Genomic DNA, 1539 nt, shown 5'->3' with positions numbered 1-1539 from the left:
GACCATAGAGCGTTGGAACCACCTGATCCCATCCCGAACTCAGAAGTGAAACGATGCATCGCCGATGGTAGTGTGGGGTTTCCCCATGTGAGAGTAGGTCATCGTCAAGATTAAATTCCGAAACCCCTGTTTGCTAATGCAGATAGGGGTTTTGTCGTTTCAGGGAACACCAAAAACCTGTCTCAAACCGCTCGGCGTGCCTTGCTGCTCCGACGAGCCTGCCACTTGCGCCACCAGATGTAGACGCCAGTTCCCGACAATCCTGCAATAAGAACACCCAATACTGCGATCATCACCTGTCCCGTGAAGCCTATGATCCGTCCCCCATGTATCGGCAACTGCAGCCGATAAAACTGCTCTCCCAACGTCCCTTCTCCTGCAATCTCCTGCCCCAATAATCGTCCGTCCGTACCGTGGAAGAACAACCAGGATTTACCGTGGGCCTCGGTGTCATGCTGTCCGAACCCCGCACCGTAGAAGTTGTACTCAAAGCTGTAATACAACTCGCCGATCGCTGCTGTCAGCCCCAACCTTTTTCCCTCCTGCTGTGCCCTTTCGTACGCCTGTTGATAACTCAATCGGGTGATCCCCAGATCTTCGGCAGGCATTCGCCCTCGAGCCTCATACACGCTCGGTTCAATCGGGGAAAACAACGACACCACCGGTTTGAAGACCTGGCTCGGCAGGTTCATCGCCACGCTGCTGACGGCGATCGGCAGCAATAATAACCACAGCCACAAGCCCCCTGCCCGATGGAGATCGAAGTTGAGTCGATAGGCATGCCCGCCTTTGATCTTCCAGGCGCTCGACCACTTCTTCCAGAACGGTTTACCCCGCGGCAATGTCAGCCAGAGGGCGATGAAGCAGTCGATCACCCAAGCTACGGCCACCAACCCCATCAACAGCAAACCCCAGTTACCTGGGAGTGTAAGGTTGTAGTGAAACTCGAGAATGAACGGAACGAAGTTCTCACGCTGGAAACAACACTCGCCCCAGTAACGCTGGCCTTTTTGCTCGCCACTGACCGGATCGAGGTAGAACACCTGATTGCGTTCTTTAAACGGTTCACCCGTCGCCGGATCATTGCGCGGAACCGCCGCCAGTAATGCCGTGTGGCCTGCCTCATTCGGGTACTCCATGTACCAGACCTGCAACTTCGGATGTAACGATTGCACCGCATCCACCAACTCACCTGGCGGTAGACGAGTACCCTCGGCCGACGCTGTGTAAAACTCCGGATTCAACCACTCATCCAGCTCATGATTGAACGCCAGAATGCTCCCGGTGATCCCGGCCAGCAGTAGAAAAACCGCGGTGGCCAACCCGATATACCGGTGCAACAAAACCATAAACGAACGCATGAAAAATTCCCCCCCCAGATACGACAAAGCCAGCCCCGGAAATCTGGGGCTGGCTTTTTTATGGTTCTTCACGGAATCCCGGGAAACATAGAAACAAGAACGCCGATTTGGTTGATGATGTTCGTGCGAGCAAACACATCTAACAAACCGGCGTTCTTATGCGCGATATTAATACTTT

The 1539-nt window shown here is 54.1% G+C and carries 1 protein-coding gene and 1 rRNA gene; one reads left to right on the top strand and one right to left on the bottom strand.

The window, feature by feature from the left end; all coding sequences use genetic code 11:
• Window positions 1–110: ribosomal RNA gene (rrf, locus tag L6D81_RS29255) — 5S ribosomal RNA — on the top strand; the annotation flags it as partial.
• Window positions 111–182: 72 nt separating this feature from the next.
• Here the strand turns inward: rrf and L6D81_RS29250 are convergent.
• The gene (locus tag L6D81_RS29250; RefSeq protein WP_236182996.1) at window positions 183–1361 is read right to left on the bottom strand and encodes a PepSY-associated TM helix domain-containing protein; all 1179 of its coding nucleotides are present in this window, start codon (window positions 1359–1361) and stop codon (window positions 183–185) included.
• Between the last annotated feature and the right edge of the window lie 178 nt (window positions 1362–1539).

This window comes from Pseudomonas sputi (genome assembly GCF_021603585.1).
Classification (GTDB): domain Bacteria; phylum Pseudomonadota; class Gammaproteobacteria; order Pseudomonadales; family Pseudomonadaceae; genus Aquipseudomonas; species Aquipseudomonas sputi.
Note: the sequence above shows the minus strand (reverse complement) of the source record. Positions and strands in the feature narration are given on the sequence as shown.

Coding starts and splice junctions, on each gene's coding strand:
- L6D81_RS29250 (WP_236182996.1), bottom strand. CDS start 1,361: ATGCGTTCGTTTATGGTTTTGTTGCACCGGTATATCGGGTTGGCCACC.